General features: G+C 67.8%; 30 protein-coding genes and 1 other RNA gene. 18 read left to right on the top strand and 13 right to left on the bottom strand.

Going from position 1 to position 26931, the window contains the following annotated elements; all coding sequences use genetic code 11:
• Positions 1-17 precede the first annotated feature (17 nt).
• From AC56KL_RS19465 to AC56KL_RS19435, 7 genes are all read left to right on the top strand, one after another.
• The gene (locus tag AC56KL_RS19465) at positions 18-2123 is read left to right on the top strand and encodes a M3 family metallopeptidase (protein WP_497181821.1); all 2106 of its coding nucleotides are present in this window, start codon (positions 18-20) and stop codon (positions 2121-2123) included.
• Between the two features lie 49 nt (positions 2124-2172).
• A complete protein-coding gene (locus AC56KL_RS19460) occupies positions 2173-2598 on the top strand; it encodes a DNA polymerase III subunit chi (protein ID WP_497181820.1) in 426 nt (141 codons plus the stop codon).
• On the top strand, positions 2595-2990 hold the full coding sequence (locus AC56KL_RS19455) for a DUF2486 family protein (protein ID WP_497181819.1): 396 nt from the start codon (positions 2595-2597) through the stop codon (positions 2988-2990). Before AC56KL_RS19460 ends, AC56KL_RS19455 begins: the two co-directional genes overlap by 4 nt.
• A 1-nt stretch (position 2991) precedes the next feature.
• The gene (locus tag AC56KL_RS19450; RefSeq protein WP_497181845.1) at positions 2992-3567 is read left to right on the top strand and encodes an REP-associated tyrosine transposase; all 576 of its coding nucleotides are present in this window, start codon (positions 2992-2994) and stop codon (positions 3565-3567) included.
• 173 nt (positions 3568-3740) lie between these two features.
• Positions 3741-5903 carry a gluconolaconase gene (locus AC56KL_RS19445; protein ID WP_497181818.1) on the top strand — a complete coding sequence of 721 codons (2163 nt, stop codon included), beginning with the start codon at positions 3741-3743 and terminating at the stop codon, positions 5901-5903.
• A gap of 69 nt (positions 5904-5972) precedes the next feature.
• The gene (locus AC56KL_RS19440; RefSeq protein WP_497181817.1) at positions 5973-6662 is read left to right on the top strand and encodes an NnrU family protein; all 690 of its coding nucleotides are present in this window, start codon (positions 5973-5975) and stop codon (positions 6660-6662) included.
• A 193-nt stretch (positions 6663-6855) separates the two neighbouring features.
• Positions 6856-7578, top strand: a complete 723-nt coding sequence (locus AC56KL_RS19435; RefSeq protein WP_497181816.1) for an SIMPL domain-containing protein — start codon at positions 6856-6858, stop codon at positions 7576-7578.
• Positions 7579-7662: 84 nt separating this feature from the next.
• Here AC56KL_RS19435 and AC56KL_RS19430 read toward each other — a convergent pair whose 3' ends face one another.
• Entirely contained in the window at positions 7663-7974 is a 312-nt protein-coding gene (locus tag AC56KL_RS19430; protein ID WP_497181815.1) for a c-type cytochrome, read from the bottom strand.
• Between the two features lie 176 nt (positions 7975-8150).
• Here AC56KL_RS19430 and AC56KL_RS19425 point away from each other — a divergent pair, with 176 nt between their 5' ends.
• The 3 genes from AC56KL_RS19425 to lgt all read left to right on the top strand — a co-directional run bounded on the left by AC56KL_RS19425 (position 8151) and on the right by lgt (position 10166).
• Complete coding sequence (locus AC56KL_RS19425) at positions 8151-8378, top strand: TIGR04438 family Trp-rich protein (protein WP_497181814.1); 228 nt, start codon at positions 8151-8153, stop codon at positions 8376-8378.
• Positions 8379-8462: 84 nt separating this feature from the next.
• The gene (locus AC56KL_RS19420; RefSeq protein ID WP_497181813.1) at positions 8463-9350 is read left to right on the top strand and encodes a LysR family transcriptional regulator; all 888 of its coding nucleotides are present in this window, start codon (positions 8463-8465) and stop codon (positions 9348-9350) included.
• Between the two features lie 6 nt (positions 9351-9356).
• Complete coding sequence (lgt, locus tag AC56KL_RS19415; RefSeq protein ID WP_497181812.1) at positions 9357-10166, top strand: prolipoprotein diacylglyceryl transferase; 810 nt, start codon at positions 9357-9359, stop codon at positions 10164-10166.
• Between the two features lie 15 nt (positions 10167-10181).
• Here lgt and AC56KL_RS19410 read toward each other — a convergent pair whose 3' ends face one another.
• The 3 genes from AC56KL_RS19410 to AC56KL_RS19400 form a co-directional block, all read right to left on the bottom strand.
• Positions 10182-12347: a hybrid sensor histidine kinase/response regulator gene (locus AC56KL_RS19410; RefSeq protein WP_497181811.1), complete on the bottom strand. Its 2166-nt coding sequence runs from the start codon at positions 12345-12347 to the stop codon at positions 10182-10184.
• Between the two features lie 89 nt (positions 12348-12436).
• A complete protein-coding gene (locus tag AC56KL_RS19405) occupies positions 12437-12781 on the bottom strand; it encodes a hypothetical protein (RefSeq protein WP_497181810.1) in 345 nt (114 codons plus the stop codon).
• 34 nt (positions 12782-12815) lie between these two features.
• A complete protein-coding gene (locus AC56KL_RS19400) occupies positions 12816-13031 on the bottom strand; it encodes a DUF4287 domain-containing protein (RefSeq protein ID WP_497181809.1) in 216 nt (71 codons plus the stop codon).
• A 112-nt stretch (positions 13032-13143) separates the two neighbouring features.
• Between AC56KL_RS19400 and AC56KL_RS19395 the strand changes: the two genes are divergently transcribed.
• Genes AC56KL_RS19395 through AC56KL_RS19385 form a run of 3 tightly spaced genes read left to right on the top strand, consistent with a single transcriptional unit; the run spans position 13144 to position 17166 of the window.
• Positions 13144-14433, top strand: coding sequence for a c-type cytochrome (locus tag AC56KL_RS19395; protein ID WP_497181808.1), 1290 nt, complete (start codon positions 13144-13146; stop codon positions 14431-14433).
• Positions 14434-14446: 13 nt separating this feature from the next.
• Complete coding sequence (locus AC56KL_RS19390) at positions 14447-14935, top strand: (2Fe-2S)-binding protein (RefSeq protein ID WP_497181807.1); 489 nt, start codon at positions 14447-14449, stop codon at positions 14933-14935.
• Complete coding sequence (locus tag AC56KL_RS19385) at positions 14935-17166, top strand: xanthine dehydrogenase family protein molybdopterin-binding subunit (protein ID WP_497181806.1); 2232 nt, start codon at positions 14935-14937, stop codon at positions 17164-17166. Before AC56KL_RS19390 ends, AC56KL_RS19385 begins: the two co-directional genes overlap by 1 nt.
• A gap of 7 nt (positions 17167-17173) precedes the next feature.
• Here the strand turns inward: AC56KL_RS19385 and AC56KL_RS19380 are convergent, their stop codons facing one another.
• From AC56KL_RS19380 to AC56KL_RS19355, 6 genes are all read right to left on the bottom strand, one after another.
• Positions 17174-18340 carry a hypothetical protein gene (locus AC56KL_RS19380; protein ID WP_497181805.1) on the bottom strand — a complete coding sequence of 389 codons (1167 nt, stop codon included), beginning with the start codon at positions 18338-18340 and terminating at the stop codon, positions 17174-17176.
• Positions 18341-18559: 219 nt separating this feature from the next.
• Positions 18560-19366: a sulfite exporter TauE/SafE family protein gene (locus AC56KL_RS19375; RefSeq protein WP_497181804.1), complete on the bottom strand. Its 807-nt coding sequence runs from the start codon at positions 19364-19366 to the stop codon at positions 18560-18562.
• Positions 19366-19836, bottom strand: coding sequence for an EVE domain-containing protein (locus AC56KL_RS19370; RefSeq protein WP_497181803.1), 471 nt, complete (start codon positions 19834-19836; stop codon positions 19366-19368). Before AC56KL_RS19370 ends, AC56KL_RS19375 begins: the two co-directional genes overlap by 1 nt.
• 172 nt (positions 19837-20008) lie before the next feature.
• Positions 20009-20189: non-coding RNA, 6S RNA (gene ssrS / locus AC56KL_RS19365), on the bottom strand.
• A 45-nt stretch (positions 20190-20234) separates the two neighbouring features.
• Positions 20235-20546 carry a cell division protein ZapA gene (locus AC56KL_RS19360; RefSeq protein WP_497181802.1) on the bottom strand — a complete coding sequence of 104 codons (312 nt, stop codon included), beginning with the start codon at positions 20544-20546 and terminating at the stop codon, positions 20235-20237.
• A complete protein-coding gene (locus AC56KL_RS19355; RefSeq protein WP_497181801.1) occupies positions 20543-20800 on the bottom strand; it encodes a hypothetical protein in 258 nt (85 codons plus the stop codon). The genes AC56KL_RS19360 and AC56KL_RS19355 overlap by 4 nt, the downstream gene beginning before the upstream one ends.
• A gap of 379 nt (positions 20801-21179) precedes the next feature.
• Between AC56KL_RS19355 and groES the strand changes: the two genes are divergently transcribed.
• Genes groES through AC56KL_RS19340 form a run of 3 tightly spaced genes read left to right on the top strand, consistent with a single transcriptional unit; the run spans position 21180 to position 23702 of the window.
• Positions 21180-21470 carry a co-chaperone GroES gene (gene groES / locus AC56KL_RS19350; RefSeq protein ID WP_036244728.1) on the top strand — a complete coding sequence of 97 codons (291 nt, stop codon included), beginning with the start codon at positions 21180-21182 and terminating at the stop codon, positions 21468-21470.
• Positions 21471-21521: 51 nt separating this feature from the next.
• On the top strand, positions 21522-23168 hold the full coding sequence (gene groL, locus AC56KL_RS19345; protein WP_497181800.1) for a chaperonin GroEL: 1647 nt from the start codon (positions 21522-21524) through the stop codon (positions 23166-23168).
• 3 nt (positions 23169-23171) lie between these two features.
• Positions 23172-23702: a hypothetical protein gene (locus AC56KL_RS19340; protein ID WP_497181799.1), complete on the top strand. Its 531-nt coding sequence runs from the start codon at positions 23172-23174 to the stop codon at positions 23700-23702.
• Here AC56KL_RS19340 and AC56KL_RS19335 read toward each other — a convergent pair.
• Entirely contained in the window at positions 23636-24100 is a 465-nt protein-coding gene (locus tag AC56KL_RS19335) for a DoxX family protein (RefSeq protein ID WP_497181798.1), read from the bottom strand. The genes AC56KL_RS19340 and AC56KL_RS19335 overlap by 67 nt on opposite strands.
• A gap of 72 nt (positions 24101-24172) precedes the next feature.
• On the opposite strand from AC56KL_RS19335, the gene AC56KL_RS19330 reads away from it, so the two are divergent.
• Positions 24173-25078, top strand: a complete 906-nt coding sequence (locus AC56KL_RS19330) for a LysR family transcriptional regulator (protein ID WP_497181797.1) — start codon at positions 24173-24175, stop codon at positions 25076-25078.
• Positions 25075-25635, top strand: a complete 561-nt coding sequence (locus tag AC56KL_RS19325) for a YdeI/OmpD-associated family protein (protein ID WP_497181796.1) — start codon at positions 25075-25077, stop codon at positions 25633-25635. The genes AC56KL_RS19330 and AC56KL_RS19325 overlap by 4 nt, the downstream gene beginning before the upstream one ends.
• Here AC56KL_RS19325 and AC56KL_RS19320 read toward each other — a convergent pair.
• Together AC56KL_RS19320 and gstA are read right to left on the bottom strand one after the other, a co-directional pair.
• Positions 25627-26301, bottom strand: coding sequence for a glutathione S-transferase family protein (locus tag AC56KL_RS19320; protein WP_497181795.1), 675 nt, complete (start codon positions 26299-26301; stop codon positions 25627-25629). The genes AC56KL_RS19325 and AC56KL_RS19320 overlap by 9 nt on opposite strands.
• Positions 26298-26912, bottom strand: a complete 615-nt coding sequence (gene gstA / locus AC56KL_RS19315) for a glutathione transferase GstA (protein ID WP_497181794.1) — start codon at positions 26910-26912, stop codon at positions 26298-26300. The genes AC56KL_RS19320 and gstA overlap by 4 nt, the downstream gene beginning before the upstream one ends.
• Between the last annotated feature and the right edge of the window lie 19 nt (positions 26913-26931).

The raw sequence follows: 26931 nt of genomic DNA, 5'->3' as shown, positions 1-26931 counted from the left end.
ACCCTTAAAGGAAGACCATGAGCATCGCTACCAGCAATCCCCTCCTCGATTTTTCGGGCCTGACCCGGTTCGACCTGGTCAAGCCGGAGCACGTGACGCCAGCCCTCGACCAGCTCATCCAGGAAGCGGCGGACGTGGTCGCCCGCCTGGAAGCCCCGTCGGACGCGGTGAGCTGGGACAGCTTCGTGGTGTCGCTCGAGGAAGCCACCGAGCGCCTGGGCCGCGCCTGGGGCGTGGTCAACCACCTGAACCACGTGGTGGACACGCCCGAGCTGCGCGCCGTCTACAACGAGAACCAGCCAAAGGTCACCGAATTCTGGACCATGCTGGGCCAGAACGAGGCGCTGTTTGCCAAGTACAGGCAGTTGCGCGCAGGCAGCGAATACGCATCCCTGAGCCCGGCGCGCAAGCGCATCGTCGAGAACGCGCTGCGCGACTTCCGCCTGGGTGGCGCCGAGCTGCCGGAAGATAAAAAGGGGCGTTTCGCCGAGATCCAGGAACAGCAGGCCGCCACCTCGACCCGCTTCTCGGAAAACGTGCTGGACGCGACCAACGACTACAAGCTGCTGGTCGAGAACGAAGACGAACTGTCGGGCATCCCGGACGACGTCAAGGCCGCGGCACGCGCCCTGGCCGAGCAGGACGGCAAGGCCGGCTGGCAGTTCACCCTGCATTTCCCGTCCTACTATCCGGTGCTGCAGTTCTGCGACAACCGCGCCTTGCGCGAAACCATCTACCGCGCCAGCGCTACCAAAGCCTCGGAGACCGGCACCATGTTCAGCAAGGCGAGCGAGTGGGACAACACCGCGAACATCGTCAAGCTCTTGCAGCTGCGCCACGAAGAAGCCCAGCTGCTGGAGTACGCCAGTTTCGCCGAAGTCTCGCTGGTGCCGAAGATGGCCGAAAGCCCGCAGCACGTGGTCGAATTCCTCGAAGACCTGGCGCGCCGCGCCCGTCCCTTCGCCGAGAAAGACCTGGAAGAACTGCGCGCATTTTCCAGTAGCGAACTGGGCATCGAGGAGCTGCAGTCCTGGGACGTGGCCTATGCCTCGGAAAAGCTGCGCGAGCAGCGCTACGCGTTCTCCGAGAAGGAAGTGAAGGAATACTTCCCCGAGCCGAAGGTCGTGCAGGGCCTGTTCACCGTTATCCAGGAGCTGTTCTCGGTACAGATCAAGCTCGACGACGCGCCGGTCTGGCATCCGGACGTGCGCTTCTTCCGCATCGAGCGCGAGGGGCAGCTGATCGGCCAGTTCTACCTCGACCTGTATGCCCGTCCAGGCAAGCGCCAGGGCGCGTGGATGGACGACGCGCGCGGCCGGCGCCTGGCCACCGGCGGCATCGTGCAGACCCCGATCGCCTACCTCACCTGCAACTTCACCCCGCCCGCCAGCGTGGACGGCAAGCAGCAGCCCTCGCTGTTCACCCACGACGAAGTCATCACCCTGTTCCACGAATTCGGTCACGGCCTGCACCACATGCTGACCGAAGTCGAGGAGCTGTCGGTGTCGGGCATCTCGGGCGTGGAATGGGATGCCGTGGAGCTCCCCTCGCAGTTCATGGAAAACTTCTGCTGGGAGTGGGACAAGCTGCAGCAGATGACCGCCCACGTGAAGACGGGCGAACCGCTGCCTCGTCTGCTGTACGACAAGATGCTGGCCGCGAAGAACTTCCAGTCCGGGATGATGACGCTGCGCCAGGTCGAGTTCTCGCTGATCGACATGCACCTGCACTACGATTTCGACCCGCGCAGCGAACGCAGCGTGCAGGAACTCATCGACGACATCCGCAAGCAGTTCGCGGTGATGATTCCGCCCGCCTTCAACCGCTTCCAGCACTCGTTCGGCCACATCTTCGCGGGCGGCTACGCAGCCGGCTACTACAGTTACAAGTGGGCCGAGGTGCTGTCCGCCGACGCCTATGCGGCTTTCGAGGAGGCGCTGGAATCCGGCCAGCTGCAGGAAACCGGCAAGCGCTTCCAGCAGGAGATCCTGGCCGTGGGCGGTTCGCGCCCGGCGCTGGAATCCTTCCGCGCCTTCCGCGGCCGCGAGCCCTCGATCGACGCGCTGCTGCGCCATAGCGGCATGCACGCGGGCGGCGCGCAGCAGAGCGGCGCCGGCGCCTGATGGACCCCGGGGGCGGCCGTATTGGCCGCCCCATTCTCTTGATCGCACCATGACCCGTATCGACTTCCACACCAACATCCCCGACAAGCTGGCCTATGCCTGCCGCCTGGCCCGCAAGGCATACGCATCGAAAGCCAGGGTGGTGGTGCTGGCCGAGGATGCCGCCCAGGCCGAGGCCCTGAACGCGGCCCTGTGGACGGTATCGGATACCGACTTCATCCCGCACGTGCCGGCCGGCGACCCGCTGGCGGCCGACACGCCGGTTATCATCACCGCCGACGAAGGGGTGGAACTTCCGCATCATGAGATGCTGGTCAACCTCACCCGCCGCACACCTGCGCTACTATCGCAGTTCGCGCGCGTGTTCGAAATCATCTCCACCGACGAGGAAGACGCCGCCGCGGGGCGCCAGCGCTACGTCGCCTACAAGAAGCAGAACTATCCCCTGACCCACTTTGTCGCAGGATCGTCATGAGCCAAGATTCCGCTTTCGACCCCAGCATCCCGGTACTGACGGAAGTCGTCACCGAGCCGGTGGCGCCGGCGGCAGTGCAGGAGCCGGCCGCCGACCAGCTGGAACGCCGCGCCCTTGAACGCTGGACCGGCGAGGAATGGAGCGTGCTCGAGCGCCGCGTCACCGAGCGCGTGCTGCAGCAGCTGCAGGGCCGGGTCGATTTCGTGCTCGAGCAGCGCGTGCGCGACGCCATGGCCGACGCCATGCAGCGCACCCTCGAGACCTTCACCGCCGACCTGCGCGCAGGCCTGCACGAGGCGTTGGGCGAGATCGTCAGCCAGGCAGTGGCCAGGGAGCTCGATCACCTTCGTAGCGTGGGCGGGTCTCCCGCCCACGCGTCCAACTCGCTTTGATCTGACGCACCATCCATTTGCGGCGCAACTCTACTATGCGCCAATACCCTATTACCGCCGCTCCCAGACGGGGACAACTTATTTCTTCACGGTCGTGTCGCACCGCCGCCGCCCAATCCTGTGTGACACCCCCGTTCGCATTGCACTACGCCACGCCATCGAACGGGTTCGGCATCGCCTCCCGTTCGTCATCGATGCGATGGTCTTGCTGCCCGACCATCTGCACTGTATCTGGACACTCCCTGACGGCGATACCGACTTCTCGTCGCGTTGGTCGCAAATCAAGCATCACGTCTCGTATTCATGTGGCGAACGCTACGCAACTGCCCTATCAAAGTCCCGGCAACGCCAACGCTCGGCATCTGTTTGGCAGCGGCGCTTTTGGGAACACCAGATCCGCAATGAGCTCGATATGGAACGCCACGTGGACTATATCCACTTCAACGCGGTAAAGCATGGGTTCGTTACGACTGCATCCGAATGGCCTTATTCGACGTTCAAGCGCTTCATGCAGGCTGGGATATACGCAGCTGATTGGGGTGGTAACCCGGCATGCGATAGCATGGAGTTCGAGTAAGGACCGCGACACCTCATCCGTTAGTTGAACGCGTGGGCGGGGAACCCGCCCACCCTACCTCTCTCTACGAATAAGCGTCTTTCCCAGGGTCGACACCCCGACCGCCCCATGTGCAACGCAGTTCAAAGGTATCCGATAAGATTGCAGTCTCTGCAATCCACCGACCGGCCTTCGTGAACCGAAAGACCCTGATCGCGGCGCTCGTGGCCGCAGGCCTCGCCGTCAGCGGCGCCGTGCTTTACTACACCGACACCATCGAGCGCCAGCCGGGCGCACTGGCCGTGTTCACGCCCAAGGCGGCCAGGACCGTGCCCTTCTGGCCCGCCCGCGTCACCACCCTGGCCGGCGACGGCATTCCCGGCGCGCTCGACGGCCCGGCCGCATCGAGCCGCTTCGACGATCCCTTCGGCGTCGCCCTCGACCGCCAGGGCAAGGTCTACGTTGCCGACGCCGGCGACAGCAACCGCATCCGTACCATCGCACCCGACGGCAGCGTTGCCACCTTCGCCGGCGGCAAGGAAGGCTTCCAGGACGGCATGGGAACGGCGGCCGCCTTCCACACCCCGTCCGCGCTGGCCTTCGACCACGAAGGCAACCTGTACGTGGCCGACACCGGCAACCACGCGATCCGCAAGATCGCGAAAGACGGCAGCGTCACCACGCTGGCCGGCGACGGCACGCCGGGCGATACCGACGGCCTCGGCCGCGCGGCGCGCTTCAACGGCCCGGTCGGCCTCGCCGTGGACGACGCCGGCAACGTGGTCGTGGCCGACACCTACAACGACCGCATCCGCCGCATCGGCCGCGACGGGACGGTCACGACCATTGCCGGCAGCGGCAAACCCGGCAATGCGGACGGCGCGGGCACGGCGGCCAGCTTCGACACCCCCAGCGCGATCGCGGTGGCGGCCGACGGCACGCTCTACGTGGCCGACACCGGCAACAATGCGATCCGCCGCGTGGCCGCCGACGGCGCGGTGACGACCATCGCCGCGCCGCTCGAAGGCGAGCCGCGCCCCGTGCTGCGCCGCCCGGTGGGCCTGGCGCTCACGCGCGACGGCTACCTGTACATCGCCGCCGCATCGGGCGGGCGCATCCTCCAGCTCACCCCCGACGGGGAAATCCGTGCGCTGACCGATGCCGACGTGCCGCCCGCCGCCGACGGCTTCGGCCCGGACGGCACCGTGCAGCTCTACGGCCCGCGCGGCATCGCCGTCGAGCGCGATGGCAGCCTGGTGGTGGCCGACGCCCAGGCCCACCGCCTGCACCGCCTGGCGAGTCCGCGCCCGGGCGAAGCCAGGCCCGCGCGGCCGCAGCCGGTGGCCGTCGCGCGCAAGGAACCGATGCCCTGGCCGGTCGGGCCGCAGGACGCCGTGCACGAAGTGGTCGGCGTGATGGGTGAGGTGCGCGGCAGCTACAACGGCGACAGCCGCCACCACTTCCACGCCGGCCTCGACGTGCGCGCCGACGTCGGCGCCAGGGTGCTGGCCGTGTTCCCGTCCAAGGTATCGGACCCGTACGCCAACTGGGGCTTCGATACGCTCAGCGAAGGCATCAGCGTGGGGCCGCTGTCCTACATCCACATGCGGGTCGGCCGCGACACCCGTGGCCGGCCGCTCGACCCGCGCTTCCAGCTCATGCTGGGCGAGCGCGGCAAGGCCGAGCGCGTGCGCGTGCCGCGCGGCACCCGCTTCGCCGTGGGCGACCCGCTCGGCACCGTCAACGCGATGGCCCACGTCCACCTCGACTATTACCAGGGCGGCGCGGTGGTCAATCCGCTCAGCCTGCCCTTCGTGGGCTTCACCGATACCGTGGCGCCGCGCATCAACGGCATCGCGCTCTACGACAGCAGCGGCAAGCGCCTGCGCCCGCCTGCCGGAACCCGCAAGCGCCCGGTCCTGGACAGGCGCCTGCGCGTGCCCCGCTCGCTGGGCGAGGTGAACGTCGTCGTCGATGCCTACGACCAGGTGGACGGCAACCTGGCGCGCCGCCGCCTGGGCCTGTACAAGCTCGGCTACCAGCTGCTGCGCGCCGACGGCACGCCGGTGCCCGGCCATGAGCGCCCCCTGATCACGCAGGTCTACGACCGCCTGCCGCGCAACCAGGATGCGGTCAAGGCCGTGTATGCGCCCAGCAGCGGCATCACGGTGTACGGCAGCAAAGCCACCCGGTTCGCCTATGCCCTGCACAGCCGCCTGCGCGATGGCGAAGTCCAGACCGGCAGCTGGCAGCTGGGCGGCATCGCGCCGGGCGAGTACATCCTGCGCATCCACGCCGCGGACTATGCGGACCAGGTGGCGCTGGAAGGACGCGATCTGGCGCTGGTCATCGAGTGATATGCCTTCAGCCGGCATGCACGCAGCTGCTATAGTTGGCCTACCCCGACATTCACGAAAGAGCGGCAGATGGACGCATCGATGTTGCTGATGGCATTTTCCGGCGCATTCGTCGGATCGCATTTTCTCCTGTCGCATCCCTTGCGCCGCCCTTTGGTGAAGTCCATGGGTGAAAAGGGCTTCCTGGCGCTGTACTCGCTGGTGGCCTTCGCCACCCTGGGCGGCATGGCCTGGGCCTATCCGAAGACCCCGGTCACTGCGCCGCTCTGGAACGTCGGCGACGGGCTGTGGGCGCTGGCCACGGTCCTGATGCTGCTCGCTTCCGTCATGCTGCTCGGTTCGCTGGTGCGCAACCCGGCCATGCCCGGCGCCACCAATGCGGCCAGCGCGCAGGCACGCGGCGTGTACGGCATCACCCGGCACCCGATGCTGTGGGCATTCGCCATCTGGGGCGTGGTGCACATCCTGGTATATCCGGTGACCAGGAATATCATCGTCGCACTCGCCATCATCGTGCTGTCCCTGGCCGGCGCAGCGCTCCAGGATCGCAAGAAAGCCGCGCTCGACCCGCAGGGCTGGCCGGCCTGGGAAGGGCGCACCAGTTACTGGCCCTTCGCGGCAATCGTCCAGGGCCGGGCGCGCTTCGGCAACTTCGGCGCCCACGCGCTCGGCGGCGGCCTGCTGGTGTGGCTGCTGGCGACCTGGGCGCACATACCGATGGCCGGCCGGGCGGCGGGCATCTGGCGCTGGCTCACCTAGTCTGGTCGTCGGGCGGAACATGTCGGCTGTTCCGTATTTCTCCAACCTGGACGACGAACGCATCCGCGTCCGCATGCCCAGACCGGCCACTTTATGACGAGCGCATACACTGCGCATCCGGCGCAAGAGATTGTAGACAACGATGTCTAGATCATCTATTGTCGAGGTATTCCCACGATGACGGAGTACTCCGATGCTGAAACGATTCGCCGCCGCCCTGCTGTTGGCCGCCACCAGCCTGCCCGGCATGGCGGCCGACCTGCCCAACCATCCCTTCATCCACGTGAGCGCGAGCGCCGACCGGTACATCATGCCCGACGTCGGCGAAATCGATATCGACATCGTGTCGCTCGAACCGGATGTCAACGCTGCCTGGCAGCTGGTCAGCGAAAAGCTGGAAAGCAGCCGCGCGCTGTTCGCCCAGAGCGGCATCGCGGCGGAGGACGTGCTGGTGCAGGACATCGTGCGCCGTCCCCGCAAGGTCGAGGTGCTGCCCGAGGGCCAGCCGATGCCGATGGAAACCCGGGTCTCGATCCACGTCACGGTGCGCGACCTGGGCCAATGGACGCCGCTGATGCAGGCCTTGATCGTCATGAAGGACATCGAATCGCTGGCCGTTTCCTTCAATCGCAGCGACCGGGAAAAGGTCGAAAGCGAGCTGCTCCAGCAGGCGATCGCCTCGGCCAGGCTCAAGGCAAAGGACATCGCACGCGGCATCGGCGCCAGGCTGGGGCCGGCAACCGGCGTGTCGATCGGGCCATTGAGGAACCTGTCGAACGCGATGGGCATGTCCAGCGATTCGAACGCCCGCGGCGGCGGCAGTACGCGCCGCCCGGGGAAGGTGGACATGGCGCTGGTCCAGGCGATGCGCCTGGCGCAGGGCGTCGACATGATCTACCGGATCGGCGGCAAGTAGTCGCGACCGTGCCGGTCCAGCCTGCCGGCATGAAAAAAGCGCGCCATGCTCACGCAGGCGCGCTTTGTTATTGCGGCATCCGGCTTACTTGGTCGCCAGCACCCATTTCACCAGGCTGCGGGCTTCGGCCTCGCTCACCTGCGGGTTGGCCGGCATCGGTACCGGACCCCAGACGCCCGCGCCACCCTTGATGACCTTCTGCACCAGCTTGTCCTCGGCGCCCTTCTGGCCGTTATATTTGGCGGCGACGTCCTTGTAGGAAGGGCCGACCAGCTTGTTGGCGACCGCGTGGCAGGCCATGCAATTCTTGGCTTTCGCCAGGTCGGCCTGTGCAAATGCACCCGTGGACGCGAAGGCCGACGACATCAGCACACACAACAACAGCGAGCGTTTCATTTGTTTCTCCAGGTTCATAACACCTTGCATTCTACCGTGATTTTCCACCAGGTCCACGAGGGATACACTCTGTAACGCCAGTAACACGGGGTGTTGACGAATTCCCACAAAAGGATGAGTTTTTTCCACACGGCAACTATTTTTCTTTGTAATATGCATGACGAAGGAGTCTCCCCATGCCGCTCATCATCCTGATTGCCGCCTTGTCTGCCCTGCGCGCTTTCGAAGTCTGGCGCTTTGCCGAACTGTCGTGGTGGATCATCATCGCCCTGATGGTGTTCGCCTTCGTCTGGTTCGAATTCGTCGAGAAAGTCTTCGGACTCGACAAGAAGAAGGAACACGAAGTCCTCCACAGCCGCCGCGCCGCACGCGTCCGCCAGACCTTCGCCAAACGCAAGACCTGATCCTGCCATTGCAGCAAAATACGCCGCGTGTTGTGTGATATGTTTGGCATATCACCGGGCCATACTAATACACCGCGCGTATCAATGAACCTCGAACTCCGCCAGCTGCGCCATTTCGTAACGGTGGCCGAAGAACTGCATTTCGGCCGCGCCGCCGAGCGCCTGCACATGACCCAGCCACCCCTGTCGCAAAGTATCGCCGGCCTCGAGGAACTGCTGGGCGCGCCGCTGTTCCTGCGCAACCGCCGCCAGGTGGCGCTCACCGCAGCCGGCAACGCGCTGCTACCCGAGGCGCGCCGGATCCTCGACGATGCCGGCGCCCTCCCCGGCCTGGTGCGCCGGGTCGCCGAAGGCAGCGCCGGCCGCCTGACCCTGGCCTTCGTCTCCACCGCCGACTACAGCGTGCTGCCCGCCATCCTGCAGCGCTACCGCGCCGCCTTTCCCGGCGTGCAGCTGGTGCTGCGCGAGGCGACTTCCGACGTGCAGGCCGAGGAATTGCTGGAAGGCCGGGTCGACGCCGGCTTCGTCATCCCGCCCTTGCCCGGCGTGCACGACACCTTGCTCGGCTACCGCAAGGTGCTGGAAGAACCGCTGATCCTGTGCGTCCCCGCCGGGCTGCTGCCACCGGGCGGGAAGGTCGCGCTGCGCGAACTGCCGCCGCTGCCGCTAGTGATCTTTCCGCGCGCGGCGGCGCCGGCCCTGCACGACGCCATCCTGGCCTGCTTCCGCGCGGCCGGCGTCACCCCCGTCATCGGGCAGGAAGCGCTGCAGATGCAGACCATCGTCAGCCTGGTTTCCGGCGGCATGGGATTGGCACTTGTGCCACAATCCGTGTCTAACCTGATGCGCGCGGGCGTGGAATACCGGGCCCTGGCCGACCCCTCGCCGCTGACCGAGCTAGGGGTGGCCTGGCGCCGCGACAACGCATCTCCCGTGCTCCGGGGCTTCCTGGAACTTTTCGAGAAAGACTGACGACTTATGCTGATTCATCCGCAGCCGGATCCCATCGCCTTCGCCATCGGCCCGGTGCAGATCCACTGGTACGGCCTGATGTACGTGGTGGCCTTCGCCCTGTTCCTGATCCTGGGCCGCGTCCGCCTGCGCCAGCCGCACATCGCCGCGCAGGGCTGGAAGGCCGAAGACCTCGACGACATGCTGTTCTACGGCATGCTGGGCGTGATCCTGGGCGGGCGCCTGGGCGAAGTGCTGTTCTACCAGCCGGCCTACTTCTTCGCCAACCCGCTCGATATCTTCAAGGTCTGGGAAGGCGGCATGTCCTTCCACGGCGGCTTCCTCGGTGTGCTGGCGGCGATGGCGCTGTGGGCGCGCAAATCGAAGCGCAATCTGCTCGACGTGTACGACTTCATCGCCCCGATGGTGCCGCTCGGGTATGCCGCCGGCCGCCTGGGCAACTTCATCAACGCCGAACTGCCGGGCCGCCTGGCCGATCCGAGCCTGCCCTGGGCCATGCTGTGGCCGGGCGTGGAAGGTCCGCGCCATCCCTCGCCGCTGTACCAGATGCTGCTGGACGGGATCGTCGTGTTCCTGATCCTGTGGCCCTACGCGCGCAAGCAGCGCCCGCGCCTGGCGGTGGGCGCCATGTTCACCCTGCTGTACGGCTGCGCGCGCTTCATCACCGAGTACTTCCGCGTGCCGGACTGGCAGGTGAACGTGCTCGGCTTGCCGGTCACCTCGGGCCAGATGCTGTCGCTGCCGATGATCGTCGGCGCCCTGGTCATGCTGGCCTGGGCCTATCGCCAGCCGAACGGGCGCACGGCGCACGCCTGATCGTTCCTCGAGCGCTCACGCGGGCGTCAAGGCCCGCTGCAGGTCTTCCAGCGTCGCCGGCTTGGTCAGGTGCAGGTCGAAGCCCGACGCCAGCGCCTGCGCCACGTCGGCCTGCTGGCCGTAGCCGGTCAGCGCCACCAGCCTCGCCGCCACGCCGAGCGCGCGCAGGCGCGCCGCCAGCGCATAGCCGTCCATGTCCGGCAGGCCGATGTCCAGGATCGCGACATCGGGCGTCTGGCGCTGCGCTTCCCCGAGCGCCTCGGCGCCGGTTGCCGCGGTGCGGACGGCATGCCCCAGGTACGCCAGCACCGCCGCCGTGACCGCGACCGCATCGGGATTGTCGTCCACCAGCAGCACGTCCAGCCGCCGCACGGCCTGGACGGCCGCCGCGTCCTCGGTGGCCGCGGCCATGGCGCCGAGCGGCAGCACCACCTCGAAGCGGCTGCCCTTGCCCGCCCCGTCGCTGTAGGCGGCAACCGTCCCGCCGTGCAGCTCCACGATGCGGCGCACGATCGCCAGTCCCAGTCCGAGCCCGCCGGTATGGCGCGCCAGCGGCTGCTGCGCCTGGAAGAAGGGTTCGAACACGCGTTCCAGCATGTCGCGGTCCATGCCGACCCCCTCGTCGCTCACCGACAGGCGCGCGGCGCCGCCCACGACGGCAAGCGCGACCCGGGCCGTGCCCCCGCCGAAGCGCGCCGCGTTCGACAACAGGTTGTTGAGCACCTGGGTCAGGCGGCTCTCGTCGCCGTGCACCCAGACGTGCGGCGGCGCCTGCGGGTCCAGCGCGGCGCCGGGAAAGGCCGCCGCCACGTGACGGACCAGCTCGGCCAGGTCGACCGGCCGCGGCGCGATCTGCAGCTTGCCGCTGGCGATGCGCGAGACGTCGAGCAGGTCGTCGACCAGGCGCTTGAGGTGGTTTGCCTGGCGCCGCAGGATGACGCGCTCGCGCTGGCTCGACGCCTCGTTGCGCAGGTCCATCAGGTCGAGCGAAGCCACGATCGGGCTGAGCGGATTGCGCAGTTCGTGGCCGAGCATGGCGAGGAATTCATCTTTCACGGTACCGGCGGCGCGGCTGTCGGCCAGCGCCTCCTCCAGCGATGCCAGCAGGCGCGAACGCTCGTCCTCGTGGGCGTCGCGCTGTGCGGCGGCGGCGCCAAGGGCGTCGCCCATCTGGTCGATTTCCGTGATGCGCGAGGGCGCCACCGCCACCGGCTTGCCCGCCCCGAGCGCCAGCGTGCCCCGCTGCAGGCTACGGAAGGAGCGCACGATGCGCGACGACAGCAGGGTGGCGATGAGCATGCAGGCCAGCAGCGAGGCCGCCAGGCCCGCCGCATACAGGGCGACGCCCTGCAAGGACGCCGCCGCCAGCGTGGCGGCCGGGACCCCGATCGCCACCGCCCAGCCATAGCGTGACTGCGCGAAGGCCGATGTCACCCGGTCGCCTTCCAGCGTGGAGGTCTCGCCGACCGCTTCGCGCCCGCCGCTGCGCATCAGCGCCAGCAGCGAGGCGCTGGGTGCGGAGCCGACCAGCCGCTCCTGTCCCCTCGAGCGTGCGACGATGTTGGCGCTGACGTCCACGATCGAAATCACCGAGCTGTCCGGCACCTCCTGGCGTTGGACGACGCGCAGCATGCGGCTGGGCCGGATCACCGCGCTCAGGACATAGCGGCGGCCCGCATTGTCCTCCACCGGAATCCGCACGGGAAAGGCGACGCTTCCTTCCTTGTCGCGCACGACGCGCCCGGCGACGGGTTGCTGGCGCTTGATCACGCTGCGCAGGCTGGCCGGTTCGGTAACGACGCCGCCGTGACTGCCGAAGGGCTCGGAGGTACGGAACAGGATTGCGCCGCTGGCGTCGGTGAGGATCACGGACAGCCATTCCGGCTGGGCAGCCGCCTGTGCCCGTGCAATGTCGTAGACGCCGCGCAGGTCGCCGATCTCCATGGCGGGCGAGCGCGCCATGATGGTGAGGGCGGCCACGACGCCATCGAGCTCGGCGTCGACGGCGCTCGACAGCGCGCGCGCCAGGTCGAGCAGGTGGCGCTCCTGCTCGCGCTGCTGGTAGTCGCTGACCAGGACCATGCCCCAGACGCCCAGCAGGGCCAATGGCAGCAGGCCGAGGGCGGTCAGCAGCACCAGCAGGCGCCGGAGCGAAACGGTGGAACCCTGGCGCAGGAACATGGTGTGTGCCAATGGGGAAAAGGACATTATAGGCACGAACGGCGGCGCCAAGGCCGGGACCGCCCCGGGTCATGCGGGCAGGCGGAGGCTTACTCGAAGTCTTCGGCCAGGTTCTTCCAGCCGCGGCTCTTGGCGAAGGGCGCGAATTCCTCGGGCGCCTCGAGCACGATCAGCTTGCTCTCCTGCAGCCCCGGGTCGCTGTGCCCGAAGTCGGGGCCCTTGTAGCCGAGCGCGCGCAGGCGCTCGACGATCTGGCGCACCAGGGTCGCGTCCTTGTAGGCGCCGGGCTCCAGCCTGGCCTTGAAGTCGACGTACACGTCGATGATCCCGTAGCCCTCGTCGAAGATGCGAATCGCCTCCACGTCGAGGGTACGGCCGTTTCCGTCCCTGGCCTGGAAGGGGCCGGACAGTTCGATGTCGGAATCTTGGCTCATGGCGCCAGCATACCACCGCCGCGCGGCGGGCACCTCAAGCCGTGCGCGCCGCCAGGTGGTGGGCGACCAGGGCGTTGGCATGGCCATGCCCGAGTGCGTGCTCGGCCTTGAGCCAGCCGACCAGTTCCATGTGCTTCATGCCGGGCCTGGCGGCCAGCAGGCCGAGCCAGTGTTCCACCGGCTGCCCAACCTTTTTCTCGATCGAGGGAAAGTACGATGCCGGACCCTTGGGTGTTGCCGATTCGCTCATGCTATTCTCCATGCGTTGTTGAGAGGTGGGTGCCTGTCACGACGAACGGCGCACGCGGGAATCGACATGCTGCCTGCGCCGCGACCCATTTTACGAGGAGCGCAGGCGGGACATGAAGCGGGCGGGAAGCGCATGGCGGTATCGATGGTGGCTGGCGCTGGCCGCCCTGCTGTTGCTGGCGGCCGCGTTCATCGTGTGGCGTCCGGCGCTGGCGCCGCAGCCGGCTCCCCCGCGCGTCGAGGCGGCGCTGGTCGCGCGCGGCGCCAACCTGGCCCGCCTCGGCATGTGTGCATCCTGCCACACGGCCGACCCGGCCCGCCCCTTCGCCGGCGGCCTGGCCGTGAACACGCCGTTCGGCGCCGTCTACAGCACCAACATCACCCCCGACATCGGCACCGGCATCGGCAACTGGAGCTTCGACGCCTTCGAGCGCGCCATGCGCCAGGGTGTCTCGCGCGACGGCCGCCTGCTCTACCCCGCCTTCCCCTACCCGCACTACACCAGGCTGGCGCCGGACGACATGCGCGCGCTGTACGCCTTTCTGTTGACGCGCCCGCCCCTGGCCGCGCCGGCGCGCGAGAATCGGATGCGCTTCCCCTTCGGCTTCCGTCCGCTGATCGCCTTCTGGAACCTGCTCTACCTCGACGAATCGCCCTGGCAGCCGGACCCGCGCCAGGGCGCCGAATGGAACCGCGGCGCCTACGTGGCGGAGGCGCTGGCGCACTGCAGCGCATGCCACACACCGCGCACCCTGCTGGGCGGCCCGGACCTGGCGCGCCGCTTCGACGGCGGCGAGGCCAATGACTGGTACGCGCCCGCGCTCAATGCGCATTCCCCCTCGCCCCTTCCGTGGACGCGCGCGCAGCTGCTGGACTACCTGCGCAGCGGCATCGCTCGCGAGCACGCCATCGCAGGCGGCCCGATGCAGGACGTCGTGGTGCAGCTCGGCCAGGCCGCGCCGGGCGACGTGGCCGCCATCGCCACCTATATCCATGGCTACCTGGCCCAGGCGCCCGCACGGCGTACGCCGGCCCGGCAGGCAGGACCGCTGCCGCCGCCCGCCGCCAAGGACCCGGACCTGGCGCGCATGCGCCTGGGCTACGATACCTATGCGATGGCCTGCGCCAGCTGCCACGACGCCGGACGCGCGCCCGGTTCCGGCGGCGCCCTGCAGCTGCAGAAGGCGGTGGCCCTGTACGATCCCGATCCGCGCAGCCTGATCCACATCATCCGCCAGGGCATCGCGCCGCCGGCGGGCGAGCCTGGACGCTGGATGCCCGGCTACGACAGGCTGCTGGACGACGCCCAGCTGACGGCGCTGGCCGCCTACCTGCGGCGCTACGGCGCGGGGCAGGAACCGTGGGCCGGCCTGGAGGACGCGGTGCAGAAAGCGAGGCAATGATGGGAACCCGGCCATGAGCAAATTTCAACTGCAGGTCAATGGCAAGCCGCACACGGTCGACGTCGACGCCGACACGCCGCTGCTCTACGTGCTGCGCAACGACCTGAAACTGAACGGCGCCAGGTTCGGCTGCGGCCTGGGCCAGTGCGGCTCCTGCACCGTCATGCTCGACAAGGAGCCGGTGATGTCCTGCCTGCTGCCGGTGTCGCTGGTGGGCAGCCGCGCCGTCCGGACCGCGGAATCGGGCGGCACGCGCTGGGTGCCGAGCGTGGTATTGCAGCAGGCCTTCATCGAGGAGCAGGCGGCGCAGTGCGGCTACTGCATCACCGGCATGATCATGCGCGCCACCGCCCTGTTCGAGCAGGTGGCCTCGCCCACCGACGCCCAGATCAAGGCCTGGATGCAGCCCAACCTGTGCCGCTGCGGCACCCAGCTGCGCATCCTGCGCGCGGTGCGGCGCGCCGCCGACGTGCTCAAGGCCCAGCCGATCCGGAACTACTGATGAACGACGAGACGCCAGCCGCTCCCCGCCCGGCCCACCGCGCCGGCCGCCGCCGCTTCCTGGCCGCGGGCGGCGCCCTGACCCTGTCCTTCACGATCCCGCTGCGCGCCGCGCCCGGCGCCGGCCCGCCGGGCAGCCTGGCGCGCGCGCCCTGGCTGGATGCCTGGATCCGGGTTGGCGCGGACAACCGCATCACGGTCTATACCGGCAAGGTGGAGCTGGGCCAGGGCATCCGCACCGCCCTGCTGCAGGTGGCCGCGCACGAACTGCAGATCGATCCGGGACGGCTGGTGCTGGTCACGGCCGACACCGAACGCACGCCCGACGAAGGGTATACCGCCGGCAGCCATTCGATGCAGGACAGCGCCACCGCCATCCGCCATGCGGCGGCCCAGGTGCGCGCCCTGCTGCACGAGAAGGCGGCGGCGCGCCTGAACGTGCCGGCTGCGGCGCTGGCCCAGGACAACAGCGTGTTCCGCACACCCGACGGGCGCCGCGTGAGCTTCAACCAGCTGGTGGAAGGAGAAAGCCAGCACGTGCGCGCCACCGATGCGCTGCCGCCGCGGATGCCGGATGCACGGCGCTGGATTGGCGCCACCCTGCCGCGGGTCGACATCCCGGCCAAGCTGAAGGGCCACCTCGCCTACATCCAGGACATTCGCGTGCCCGCCATGATGCATGGCCGCGTGGTGCGTCCGCCCTCGCCGGACGCGCGCCTGCTCGGGGTGGATCGCGCGGCGGTGGCGCGCCTGCCCGGCGTGCTCGAGGTGGTGCAGGACGGCCGCTTCCTGGGCGTGATCGCCGACGAGGAATACCGCGCCGTGAAGGCGGCGCGCGCCCTGGCGCAGGCGGCGCGCTGGGAAGTGCCGGCCACCCTGCCGGCCGGACGCGACGTCGCGACCCTGGTGCGCAGCCTGCCCGCGCAGCGGCACGATGTGCTCGTCCGTGGCGTCCCGAGCACCGCGGGCACCGCGGGCCGCAGCCTGCGCGCCAGCTACACCCGACCCTTCCAGCTGCACGCCTCGATCGGCCCTTCGTGCGCGATCGCGCTGCTGGAAGGCGGACGCTATACGGTCTGGACCCATTCGCAGGGCGTGTTCCCGCTGCGCCGCGCGCTGGCCGAGCTGCTCGGCGCGCCCGAGGCAGCGGTGCGCTGCATCCACGCCGAGGGTTCCGGCTGCTACGGCCACAACGGGGCCGACGACGCCGCCGCCGACGCGGCGCTGCTGGCGCGCGCCTTTCCCGGCATTCCCGTGCGGGTGCAGTGGATGCGCGAGGACGAACACGCGTGGGAACCCTTCGGTCCCGCGATGGTGGCGGACGTGGCCGCCACGCTCGACGCGACGGGCAGGATCAGCGACTGGCAATACGAGGTATGGAGCCCGCCGCACGCCACCCGCCCCGGCCGGGCCGGGAACCTGCTGGCCGCCACCCTGCTGGCGCGCCCGTTCGCGCCGCCCGCGCCCAGGCCGATCCCCTTGCCGGACGGCGGCGGCGACCGCAACGCCATCCCGTACTACGTGCTGCCAAACGCGCGCGTGACCCACCGCTTCCAGCCGGCCGCCCCGTTCCGCACCTCGGCGCTGCGCTCGCTGGGCGCCTACTGCAACGTGTTCGCGATCGAGAGCTTCATGGACGAGCTGGCGCGGCTGGCCGGCGCCGACCCGGTGGCCTTCCGCCTGCGCCACCTGGATGATGCGCGCGCCATCGAGGTGGTGAAGCTGGCCGCCGCCCGGTTCGGCTGGGACGCCTACCAGCGCCGGGCGCGACGGGGGCGCGGCTTCGCCTTTGCCCGCTACAAGAATTCGGCGGCCTATTGCGCCATCGCGCTCGAGGTGGAAGTGGCGCTCGACACCGGCTTCGTGCGCATCGTGCGCGCCGATGCCGCCGTCGATTGCGGCGAGGTGGTGAGCCCGGACGGGGTGCGCAACCAGATCGAGGGCGGCATGCTCCAGTCGGCCAGTTGGACCCTGTTCGAACAGGTGCGCTTCGATGCCGCCCGGGTGCTCAGCCAGGACTGGGCCGGCTACCCGATCCTGCGCTTCGACAGCGTGCCGGACCGGATCGACGTCCACCTGCTGGACCGTCCCGGCCAGCCCTTCCTCGGCACCGGCGAAGCGGCCCAGGGACCGCTCGCCGGCGCACTGGCCAACGCCGTGATGGACGCCTGCGGCAAGCGCGTGCGCGAGCTGCCGCTGGACCGGGCGCGCATGCGCCGGCTGGCGACCTGACGCGGCGTCAAGCCTGGCGGCTCTCCCGCAGGACCGGTTCCTCCGGCGCCACGGGTGCCGCGCCATGCAAGGCCACGCGCAGGCTGGCCTCGCGGTCGATCAGGAAGGCCACCAGCAGCACCAGCCCGGTGAAGGCGGTGCTCAGGTTGCGCAGCTCGCCGGTGGCGCAGAAGGCCAGGAACAGCGGCAGGTTCACGGCCGCGCAAATGACGAGGTGACGGCGCACCACGCGCGGCGCCAGCGGCCAGGCGCGCCACAGGACGATGCCCAGCACCGCCAGGGTGCCGATGAAGGCGCGCGAGGGGCCGACCAGGCCATAGGTGGTCTCGAGGCGGAAGTAGGACCGGCCCGACAGGTAGGCCTGGACATTGGCCAGCAGGTGGAATTCGAGCGCGCCGCCGACGGCTTCCAGGTAGGCCGTCTTCTGCGCCACGTTCATCAGGCCGGCCAGCAGCACCAGGACGCCGACCGCGATCCAGGCCGCCCGCCGCGACAGGCGCGGACGCAGCAGCGGGTACAGGGCCGGCAGCACGAAGAAGAAGGTCTCCTTGTTGAGCGTCGCCACCAGCACCAGCGCCGCCAGCGCAATCAGCCGGCCGCGCAGGGCAAGCAGGAAGGCCAGGCTGCCGAACAGCAGTTCCACCGTGTCGTAGAAGTAGCCGCCCACGGTCTGCAGGTAGGGGAAGCTCAGGGCAAAGGCAGTCGGCGCCAGCACGGCGGCCAAGGGGGAGACGTTGAAGTGCAGGAGGATGCGGCGCAGCACGAACAGGCTGCCGAGCAGCGCGAGGAAACTGGCGTAGTAGACGATCGCGTAGCGGAAGCGCTCGCTGGGGGTGCTGCCGGGCTGGCTCTTGGCGAAGACACTATCCGGACGGAAGCGCTCGGCGACCCGCTCCTTCAGGCGCCCGGAGGCGAGGCCGTCGAGGCGGCGCGCCAGGTCCGGCACCAGCTGGCGGTAGACGAAAGGCTTGTGCGCCGCTTGTTCCAGCATGGCCGACACCCCGAAGCGCGGATCGCCGTCGCGCAGTCCCCACTTGCCGGCAAAGCCCGAGAAGGCCGCCGCCGCTACGATCCAGAAAAAGGCGAACAGCAGGAAGCCCGCGACAACACGCGGCATCGCGCCCCGGCTGGCGGAAGACGTGAGCGGAGAGAGATGGACGGTGTCGGCTGGCATGCTGTCATTCAAGGTAACCAAGCCACGGCACAGCGTCAATATGCATGTCACGGCGGGCGCGGGATTGTAGCCGGGCCGGGGGGTTTCGTCACCTGGCGGCAACACCGGCTTGTAGGGTGGTCGGCACTGCCGACCGCGCGTTCAGCTACGACATGTTCTGCCACGGGCTCTGCCACGGCGCATCGATGAGTTGGACGCGCGGTCGGCAAGCCGACCACCCTACGCGCTCGCAGCCTTCCAGAACATGTAGGCCGCCAGCAGGTACAGGATCACGGCGAACACCTTCTGCAGCTGCCTCACCGGCATGCGGTGCGCGGTGCGCGCCCCCACCGGCGCCATGCTGACGCTGGCCAGCACGATGATCGCCAGCGCCGGCAAATAGATGAAGCCCAGCGCGTACTCGGGCAGGCCGGGTTCGCCCCAGCCGAAATAGATGTTCGAGAGGGTCCCCGACAGCGCGATCGGAAAACCAAGCGCCGCGCTGGTCGCCACCGCGTTGTGGATGCGCACCCCGCACCAGGTCATGAAGGGCACCGACACGAAGCCGCCGCCGGCGCCGACGATGCCCGACAGCGTGCCGATCAAGCCGCCGGCCGCGAACATGCCCGGTGCGCCCGGGAGCGTGCGCGCCGCGGCCGGCTTCTTCCCGATCAGCATCTGGGTGGCCGAGAAGGCGACGAACACGCCGAAGAAGGCCGCCAGTACCGAGGCATCCATCTGCTTGCCGATCCAGGGCCCGATCCAGGAGCCGATCAGGATGCCGGGCGCCAGCAGCTTCACCACCGGCCACAGCACCGCGCCGTGCTTGTGGTGGGCGCGCACCGAGGACAGGGACGTAAACAGGATGGTGGCGAGCGAGGTGGCGATCGCCATGTGGATGGTCAGCTCCGGCGGGAAGCCGCGCGCGGTGAAGATCATCGTGATGAACGGGACCAGCACCATGCCGCCGCCGATGCCGAGCAGCCCGGCCGCGAAGCCGCCGAAGGTGCCCATCGCCAGCAGCGCCAGAACCAGGCCGAGGTCCATCAGCGCTTCCCTTCGCGCAGCAGCGCCACGATGGCCTTCCACTGCGCGCTTGATACCGGCGACACCGACAGCCTGCTGCCCTTCTGCAGCAGCACCATGTCGTCGAGCGCCGGAATGGCGCGCATCTCGCTCAGGGGCAGGTAGCGCCCCTGCTCCACGGCGCGCACGTCGACCGAGATCCAGCGCGGGTTTTCGGCAGTGGCCTTGGGGTCGTGGTAGGGCGATGCGGGATCGAACTGGGTCGCATCAGGATAGGGGCTGCTCGCCACCTCGGCGATGCCGGCCACGCCGGGCACGGCGCAGCTGGAATGGTAGAACAGGATGCCGTCGCCGACGGACATCCCGTCGCGCATGAAGTTGCGGGCCTGGTAGTTGCGCACGCCGAACCAGGACACCGTTCCCTGTGGCGCAGCCAGGACGTCGTCGAAACTGACTTCGTCGGGTTCTGACTTCATCAACCAATAGCGCATCGATTCTCCATGAATGTAGGGTGGTGGGCTCTGCCGACCGCGCGTTCAGCTCCGATTTGATCTGCCACGGCGCATCTGCAAGTTGGACGCGCGGTCGGCTCTGCCGACCACCCTACAAAGAACAGCCGCAAAAAAAAGCGGCTGCGTACCAAGGTGCGCAACCGCTCGTGCATGTAGCCCCGCCTGTGTCGTTATTGCCGGCATCCCGAACCAAAAGGCTCAAGGTGGTCGCGGTCAGCTCAGTTTCGGGTTCGTCAGACTAGTGACGCTCGCGCCCACCAAGCATGTCCCACAACCTATGCGAAAGAATGGTTCAAGGAATATATGACAAATCTCGAACACCGCAGGGTAGATCGCAGTTTACTCCCTTGGCCGGGCATGTCAACCGAATCCGGAATTCAGTAGCGATTTTCCGGCGGCGCCAGGGCCTTGTCGAGGACGGTGTGCATCGCTTCCAGCTTCTGCTTGACTTCCAGGATCGACATGTCGGACAGCGGTCCCTGGGGCGACTTCACGGACAGGAATTCGGCCGCGACGCTCAGCGCCGCCATCACCGCGATACGGTCGGTGCCCTTGACCTTGCCCGAGTCGCGCAGCGCGCACATCTTGCCGTCCAGGTAGCTGACCGCTTCGCGCAGGGTGCGCTCTTCGCCTTCGCGGCAGGCCAGGCGGTAGGCTTGGCCCATGATGGTGCAATCCAGGTAGATCATTGGGTGGCCTCGTTTGCTTCGCCGGCGCCGGTATCGGGCGCATCAGGTGCATCGAGCGCTTCCGGCGCGGGGAACTGGTCGAGCAGCGCCTCGACGCGCTGCTGGGCCTGGGCCAGCCGCTCCTTGAGCGCCTGGTTTTCAGTGCCCAGCAGGCCGTTGGCCTGGCGCAGCAGGTAGATCTCGGCGCGCTGCGACTGCGTCAGCTGGGCGAGCCGCTCGATCTTATCGGAGAGGTCTTGAAATTCGGAAATCATTCGACACTATAGGACTGAGATGGTTTTTCCGTCAACCGAATCGCACGCCCATGAAGGAGGACGGCGCCCGGACCGCGGCCGCCAGGCGGCCAGCCGTGCGGCCCCTCGGCCAGGTTCCGGTGTACCCTGCCCGGCTCTTGCCTCGATCGCCACAGCCGCTAGTGTACAACCTGCCCATTAGATTGTGTTTTCGCAAAAAAATCGGTTCGGTCCCCCACATTGCCGCTTGAAATGGCTTGTCATGATCCCTATAATCACGAAGCGTTAGCACTCGTTAGCTGAGAGTGCTAACAACTGGTGCTTACCAAATTCCCCAGCCGACGCCACCTGGCGGCGGCGCGAATAGCTAGTCAAACCATTGAAAAATAAGGAGTTTTGCATGAACCTTCGTCCTCTGCACGACCGCGTGATCGTGAAGCGTCTCGACCAGGAAACCAAAACTGCATCCGGCCTGATCATCCCCGATGCAGCCGCCGAGAAGCCGGACCAGGGTGAGATCCTCGCCGTCGGCAACGGCAAGGTGCAGGAAAACGGCCAAGTCCGCGCGCTCGAAGTGAAGGTCGGCGACCGCGTCCTGTTCGGCAAGTATTCGGGCCAGGCCGTCAAGGTCGATGGCCAGGAACTGCTGGTCATGCGCGAAGAAGACATCATGGCCGTCGTGGCCCTGTAATTCCGCATCCTCCTGTAGTACACATTCACGAACTCATTCGGAGAACAAGAAATGGCAGCTAAAGAAGTAATTTTCGGCGACGCAGCGCGCGCCAAGATGGTTGAAGGCGTCAACATCCTCGCCAACGCAGTCAAGGTCACCCTGGGCCCGAAAGGCCGCAACGTCGTGCTGGAGCGCTCGTTCGGCGCCCCGACCGTCACCAAGGACGGCGTCTCGGTCGCGAAAGAGATCGAACTGAAGGACAAGCTGCAGAACATGGGCGCGCAGATGGTCAAGGAAGTCGCGTCGAAGACCAGCGACAACGCCGGTGACGGCACCACCACCGCGACCGTGCTGGCGCAAGCTATCGTCCGCGAAGGCATGAAGTTCGTTGCCGCCGGCATGAACCCGATGGACCTGAAGCGCGGCATCGACAAGGCCGTCGCCGCCACCGTCGAAGAACTGAAGAAGATCGCCAAGCCGACCACCACCTCGAAAGAGATCGCCCAGGTCGGCGCCATCTCGGCCAACTCGGAAACCTCGATCGGCGAGCGCATCGCCGAGGCGATGGAAAAAGTCGGCAAGGAAGGCGTCATCACCGTCGAAGACGGCAAGTCGCTGAACGACGAGCTGGACATCGTGGAAGGCATGCAGTTCGACCGCGGCTACCTCTCGCCGTACTTCATCAACAACCCGGACAAGCAGGTCGCCGTTCACGAAAACCCGTTCATCCTGCTGTGCGACAAGAAGATCTCGAACATCCGTGACCTGCTGCCGGTGCTGGAGCAAGTTGCGAAAGCCGGCCGTCCGCTGGTGATCGTCGCCGAAGACATCGAAGGCGAAGCGCTGGCCACCCTGGTGGTCAACAACATCCGTGGCATCCTGAAGACCGTCGCCGTCAAGGCCCCGGGCTTCGGCGACCGCCGCAAGGCCATGCTGGAAGACATCGCCGTCCTGACCGGCGGCCAGGTGATCGCTGAAGAAGTCGGCCTGACCCTGGAAAAGGTCACGCTGCAGGAACTGGGCCAGGCCAAGCGCGTCGAAGTGGGCAAGGAAAACACCATCATCATCGACGGCGCCGGCGCCGCTGAATCGATCGAAGCGCGCGTCAAGATGGTCCGCGTCCAGATCGAAGAAGCGACCTCGGACTACGACCGCGAAAAACTGCAAGAGCGCGTGGCCAAGCTGGCCGGCGGCGTTGCCGTGATCCGCGTCGGTGCAGCCACCGAAGTCGAGATGAAAGAGAAGAAGGCGCGCGTGGAAGACGCACTGCACGCCACCCGCGCTGCCGTCGAAGAAGGCATCGTTCCTGGCGGCGGCGTGGCCCTGCTGCGCGCACGCTCGAACATCGACATCAAGGGCGACAACCCTGACCAGGACGCAGGCATCAAGATCGTCCTGCGCGCGATGGAAGAGCCGCTGCGCATGATCGTCCAGAACGCCGGCGACGAGCCGTCGGTCGTGGTCGCCGCCGTCATCGCCGGCACCGGCAACTACGGCTACAACGCCGCCAACGGCACCTATGGCGACATGGTCGAAATGGGCGTGCTGGATCCGGCCAAGGTCACCCGCTCGGCCCTGCAAAATGCAGCGTCGATCGCCGGCCTGATGCTGACCACCGACTGCATGGTCTCGGAAGTCACCGAAGACAAGCCGGCCGGCGGCATGGGCGGCATGGGCGGTATGGGTGGCATGGGCGGCATGGACGGCATGATGTAATTCATGACTCCCTGTAAGGGAGGTTTGGCGCCGAATCCATCCGGCGCCTCCCCTGTCCAAAGCCTGCAAGGTTCGCGCCTTGCAGGCTTTTTATTTATCAAGGAGCAAAAAGTGGCGACAGTCGATGCAAACGAACTCGAAGACGCCGTGATCATGGTCAGCGGCCCTGGTGATGTAGTCGAGGCATGGGTATGCCTCGATACCGGCGCCGTGTACCTGCGCGGCGACAGCATTTCCCCCGAAGCCGGCCCCCTGCCGGAAGATATCGATACTTCCGAGCGCTACGTCGGCGTGCCGGACTCGCGCAGCCTCGACCTCGGCCATGCTCTGGTGTTCGGCTTCGCCAAAGCCGAGATGCCGGACGAGTACGAGCGCATCAGGCAGATATTCCGGCGCCCGGGTGCCTATCGCCACTTCGGTGACCTGATCGACGGTCACGGCCTGCGCGAGCGTTGGCATGCATTCCGTCAGGAGCGCACCCTGGCTGCATTGCGCGACTGGTGCGAAGAGAACGGCTTACGGCTAAGCGCCTGAACGGCGGGCGACGTCCAAAGCGCGGCGGCGCCGTCGCCGAGCTTCACATGGAGCAGCGTCGCCATCATCAGGATCGCGGGATACAGCCAGCCGCCTCCGGGAACGGCGGCGGTCCAGCCGTTGCCGGCATGGGCGACCAGGGCGCTGGCGAGGAGTGGCAGCAGCGCCAGGGAAGCCACGCGGCCGTGGATGCCGAGGACGATCAGGATGCCGCCGGCCAGTTCCAGCAGCGCCACCGGCCATGCCATCGGGGTCGGCATGCCTGCGGCATTGAGGAAGGCGGCAAGTGAAGGCATACTGAAGGCCGCCAGCTTCAGGAAGGCGTGGGACAGCCAGGCGGCGCCGAGCGCGAGGCGCAGCAGCATGGCGAAACAAGGAGCGATGCGGTACGTCGTCATGATCAGCCTTTGCGGTGGTGGTGGGAAGGCCTTCACTCTAGCCACGCAGGAGCGCCATTAAAATAAGCAGCCATGAAAGCACCTCCTGCACCACTGCCGACGAAGCTGGGCCTGCCCGACCTGGAAACCATCCTGGCCCTGCACCGCGGCCGTACCCTGGCGCGCGCCGCCGAACGCCTGCGGGTGGATGCATCCACGGTGTTCCGCGCGGTGCGGCGCATCGAGCGGGATATCGGCGACGTGCTGTTCGACCGCGGCCGCCACGGCTACACGGCCACCGCGCTGGGCCGCGCCCTTGCGGCCCACGCGGAACGCATCGAGCAGCAACTCGAGGCAGCCCGCGAAACCGCTTTCAACCAGGACGCCGCGCCTTCCGGCCTGCTGCGCATCACGCTCACCGAAACCCTGTTCCACACCGTGCTGCTGCCGGTGCTGCCGCGCTTCACCGCCGCCTACCCGGGCATCGCGCTGGAACTGGTGACCTCGAACGCCATCGCCAACCTGGGGCAGCGCGAGGCCGACATCGCCATCCGCGCCACCAATGCGCCGCCCGAGCACCTGGTGGGCATCCGGCTCGGCACCATGCGCTCGGCGGTATGGGGCGGACGCGACTACCTGGCCGCGCAGCCGGCCGGACGGCAGCTCGGCGAGATGGACTGGATCTCGCTGGACGACAGCCTGCCGGAACACCCGTCCCAGCTGTGGCGCCGCGGCGCCCTGCCGGCGGTGGCGCCGCGCTACAAAGTCGGCAACCTGTTGGCGGTGGCCGGGGCGGTCGTCAATGGCCTGGGGGTCGGCGTGGCGCCGCTGGCCGTCATGCGCGATCACCCGCAGGCAGAGATGATCGGCGCACCCCTGCCTGAACTGGACATCGGCCTGTGGGTGCTGGCCCACCCCGACACCCGCTACCTCGGGCGCATGAAGGCGATGTTCGATTTCCTGCGCGCGGCCGTCAAGCTGCCGGGAGATGCGGCGTGAATCCGGTCTTCTTCGCCGACCCCGCAGCCTTCCGCGCCTGGCTGGCGGCGCATGCGGCCACGGCGGCCGAACTGCTGGTGGGCTTCCACAAGGTGGACACTGGACGGCCCTGCATGAGCTGGTCGGAGTCAGTCGACGAGGCGCTGTGCTTCGGCTGGATCGACGGCGTGCGCCGGCGCATCGACGAAGACAGCTACGCGATCCGCTTCACGCCGCGCAAGCGCGACTCGATCTGGAGCGTGGTCAACATCGCCAAGATGGACAAGCTGCTTGCCGAAGGGAGAATGACGCCGGCCGGGGAAGCGGCCTTCGCCCACCGCTCGGCGGCGAAGTCGGGCGTGTATTCGCACGAGCGCCTCGATACGCCCGAGCTGACAGGCGACGAACTGGCCCGCTTCCGCCAGCACGCGGCGGCATGGGCGTATTTCGAAACCGTCCCGCCGGGTTACCGCAAGACGGTGCTGCACTGGATTACGGGGGCGAAAAAGGCCGAGACGCGCGCAGGCCGGCTGGACAGGCTGGTGCGGGCCTGCGCGGCAGGCAAGCGCTTAAGCTAGCGCGATTTCGCCCACGAGGATACGGGCCAGCACGCCGCCGCGCCGGAGGATGAAGGCGTGCAGGCGCTGCGGATAACCGGCAGCCACCGCGTTCTTCACCGAAGGACGGGCAGCCAGCGCCGCGCGCCACGCCCTCAGCCTGGGCAGCCCCGGCGCGATGGCCTGCACCCCATGCGCATCGAACAGGTCGAGGTAGCGGAACACCGGCGCGAACGCCGCATCCACCAGCGAGAAAGCTGCGCCGCCGAAGTACGGCCCCTCGCCCAGCACCGTTTCCAGGTAAGCGAAACGCTCGCGCAACAGCTGCAAGGCCGCCTCGAAGCTTTCCTCGTCCTGCGCCCCGTACAGGCTGCCGATCGTGTTCAGGACCGACGATGCATATTCGATCCAGCCGCGGTGGCGGGCGCGCGCCAGGGGATCGAGCGGATGCAGGCGCGGCGGCAGGGTGTCGTCGAGGTAGTCGCAGATCACCGCCGACTCGAACACCGGCTGCCCGTCCGCCAGCAGCACCGGCGTCTTGCCGAGCGGCGAGACCGCCAGGAACCAGGCCGGCTTGTCGGCCAGGTCGATGTCGACGCGCTCGTACTGCGCGCCCTTTTCCTCGAGGGCGATGACGGCCCGCTGCACGTAGGGACACAGCGGATGGCTCACGAGCCTGAGGCTCATGCGGCCGCCTTCAGCCCTTCCGCCGCCAGCGCGGCCTGCACTGCCGGGCGGCTCGCCACGCGGGCGCGGAAGGCCTGCAGGGCCGGCCAGCGGTCCAGCGCGATGCCGAGGTAGCCCGCCCAGCCGGTGGTCACGAACAGGTAGGCATCGGCCACCGTGAAGCGCCCCTGCAGCAGGTAGTCGTTGGCCGCCAGATGGCGCTCCACGAAGTCGAAGCGCTGGCCCAGGCCCTCGACGAACAGGGCCTTCGCTGCTTCCGGCATGGCCGGCTTGAACAGCGGCGAGAAACCCTTGTAATTCTCGGAGGTGATGAAGTTCAGCCACGACTGCAGCTGGTAGCGTGCAGGTGTGCCATTGGCAGGCGCCAGCTGGGTGTTCGGCGCCTTGTCGGCGATGAACTGCATGATGGCCGGGCCTTCGGTCAGGACGAAACCGGGTTCGATTTCCAGCGCCGGCACGTAGCCGTTCGGATTGACGGTACGGAAATCCTCGCCGCCATCATTGCGCCGGGTGGCCATGTCGACTTTCTCCAGCGAGAAGTCCAGGCCCGCTTCGCGCAGGGCAATGTGGGGAGCCAGCGAGCAGGCGCCCGGGGAGTAGTACAGTTTCATGACGTGCCTTTCAGGATGG

The sequence above is a fragment of the Telluria sp. ZB4P34 genome, assembly GCF_059686055.1.
Note: the sequence above shows the minus strand (reverse complement) of the source record. Positions and strands in the feature narration are given on the sequence as shown.